Genomic DNA, 2,264 nt, shown 5'->3' with positions numbered 1-2,264 from the left:
CTTTTACCGTTGACCCGATCGATGAGCATCAAACTGCCCTTCGCGGCGACGGCAGCGTGCCTGACGAATCGTTCAGCGGGCCGTCGGCGGCGTCGAGACCCGTCGGACGAGACCCGTTACCGGGCCGGGCTTTCTGGCGGCTGGCCTCGCTGCTGTTCGCGCCATTGCGCAAGAGTCGGCGTCGATTGCCTCCGCAGGACGATTATCTGAGACGCGACATCGGCCTGCCGGAGCTCGAGGGGCTGCCGCACTACTGGGACTTCACCCGGTACCAACGATGCGTGCAGCCGAGATCCGACGTCGCAGCGGGAGCGGCTGCTCCCGCGCGCCATCAACAAGGAGGAGAGAACATGAACATCCATCTGTGGACCAAACACCTCATCAACCTTTCGATCCTGTCGATCGCGGCCACCGCGGCCAATGCTCACAACGCTGGCGCGCTGGACGAGAAGGTGCGGGCAGCCAACAGCCGCTTCGAGAACGTGGCGATGGCGACGGCCGAGGGCTATGCGCCGATCCCTTGCGCCAGCGGCATCACCGGCGGCGCCATGGGCATCCACTATGTCAATGCCGGTTATCTGAAGGACGATGCGGTCGAACTCGCCAAGCCCGAGGCGGTGATGTACGAGCCGATGGCAAACGGCAAGCTGAGGCTGGTGGCCGTCGAGTACATCACCTCGAAAGGTCCGGCTTCGCTGGAAGGGCAGCTGTTCAATTTCGACAGCGCGCCCAACCGCTACGGTCTAGGCCCGTTCTATGAACTGCATGTCTGGGCCTGGAAGAAGAACCCGGCCGGCACCTTCGCCGACATGAACCCGACTGTGTCGTGTGACGCGATGAAGGCCATGTAGCCGGCAGGGGCGGGGCGGCTGAGTGCGCAAATCTCCCCCCGCGAGGGGGAGATTGGGCATTCTCAGTTGCTTGCCGCCAGCACCAGCACCGGCTTCTCGCTATAGAGCGCCGGGAACAGGGCCTTCAGGTTCGCCACCTTGGGCAGGTCGTTGTAGACGATGTAGGGATAGGTCGGGTTCAGCGTCAGGAAGTCCTGATGATAGTTCTCGGCCGGATAGAAGGTCTTGCCGGTTTCCAGCGTGGTGACGATCGGCTCCGGGAACACCTTGGCCTGGTCGAGCTGGGCGATGTAGCTTTGCGCGATCTTCTTTTGGGCATCGTTTTCGGCGAAGATCGTCGAGCGGTACTGCGTGCCGGAGTCCGGACCCTGGAAATTCAGCTGGGTCGGGTTGTGGGCGACCGAGAAATAGACCTGCAGCAGCTGGCCGTAGGTCACCTTCGACGGATCGTAGGTGATCTCGACGGATTCGGCATGCCCGGTACGGCCTGAGCCGACCGTCTCGTAGACGGCGGTGTCCTTGTCGCCGCCGGTGTAGCCGGAGACGGCCCTGGTCACGCCCTTGACGTGCTGGAACACGCCCTGCACGCCCCAGAAACAACCGCCGGCGAAGATTGCCTTTTCAGTGCCGGTGGCCGCCTTCTCGTCGAGTGCCGGCGGCGGGATCTTCACCGCGTCCTCGGCCGAAACCGCCGGCGTCAGCCAGAAGGCGGCGCCAGCGGCGGCCAGCGCAAGAACGGCGAGCGCGCTGCGGAAGACGTTCGACGATTGTCTGATGACTGGTTTTTGAATGTCGGTCATGGCTTGAGCTCCTGTGACGTCCATCATGTGGAGTCTATTGGATAAGATACGATCATGCGACGGGCGAGTTGCGGCCGAAGCCTCACTTTCACGTGCATCCGGCTTCGGACCCGCGGGACCGAAGCCGGAAACAGCACCGCCTTTACTTGGCCGGAGCCATCGCATCCGTTGCCGGCTTCATGGCGTCAGCCGCCGGCTTCATGGAATTGGTGGCCATCGGGTCGGCAGGCTTCATCGCATCCGTTGCAGGTTTCATGGCGTCTGCGGCCGGCTTCATCGCATCCGCGGCCGGTTTCATGGCATTTGCAGCCGGCTTCATCGCATTGGTCGCGTCGTCGGCACGGGCGATGCCGCCGGCAAACAGCGCCGTCGAGCACAGAGCGAGAGCGAGTGCCGGCAGCGTCAGGCGGGAAGTGGTCATGATGATCTCCTTGGGTTGGTCGTGAAGGCGCGCCCTCTTGGCGGCCGTGCTATGCGGCGCCGCTCCATGCGGCGTTGCGCAATTTCTTGTCGAAGCGCGATCTAGTCGGTCGCGGCAGCCAGGATCGGTCCGCCACCGGGCGACTGCACGAGCACGGCGGTGCTCAGGCCGCCGGACGCGGCGGGCAGAGGA

3 protein-coding genes are annotated in these 2,264 nt (G+C 64.0%); 1 reads left to right on the top strand and 2 read right to left on the bottom strand.

Translation table 11 applies throughout. From position 1 onward, the window contains the following. The first annotated feature begins 350 nt into the window (after positions 1-350). Positions 351-851, top strand: coding sequence for a hypothetical protein (locus EN932_RS34410; RefSeq protein ID WP_063173443.1), 501 nt, complete (start codon positions 351-353; stop codon positions 849-851). A gap of 62 nt (positions 852-913) precedes the next feature. On the opposite strand, the gene msrA is transcribed toward EN932_RS34410, so the two are convergent. Further along, positions 914-1,651: a peptide-methionine (S)-S-oxide reductase MsrA gene (gene msrA / locus EN932_RS34405; RefSeq protein WP_024504097.1), complete on the bottom strand. Its 738-nt coding sequence runs from the start codon at positions 1,649-1,651 to the stop codon at positions 914-916. A gap of 142 nt (positions 1,652-1,793) precedes the next feature. Beyond that, the gene (locus EN932_RS34400; protein WP_027162827.1) at positions 1,794-2,072 is read right to left on the bottom strand and encodes a hypothetical protein; all 279 of its coding nucleotides are present in this window, start codon (positions 2,070-2,072) and stop codon (positions 1,794-1,796) included. Between the last annotated feature and the right edge of the window lie 192 nt (positions 2,073-2,264).

The sequence above is a fragment of the Mesorhizobium sp. M7A.F.Ca.US.002.01.1.1 genome (assembly GCF_004022955.1).
Lineage (GTDB): Bacteria > Pseudomonadota > Alphaproteobacteria > Rhizobiales > Rhizobiaceae > Mesorhizobium > Mesorhizobium ciceri.
This window is presented reverse-complemented; position numbering and strand designations above follow the sequence as displayed.

What these genes read in the sequence shown, in the direction of transcription:
- EN932_RS34400 (WP_027162827.1), bottom strand. Translation starts at nt 2,072, where the DNA reads ATGACCACTTCCCGCCTGACGCTGCCGGCACTCGCTCTCGCTCTGTGC.
- msrA (WP_024504097.1), bottom strand. Translation starts at nt 1,651, where the DNA reads ATGACCGACATTCAAAAACCAGTCATCAGACAATCGTCGAACGTCTTC.
- EN932_RS34410 (WP_063173443.1), top strand. Translation starts at nt 351, where the DNA reads ATGAACATCCATCTGTGGACCAAACACCTCATCAACCTTTCGATCCTG.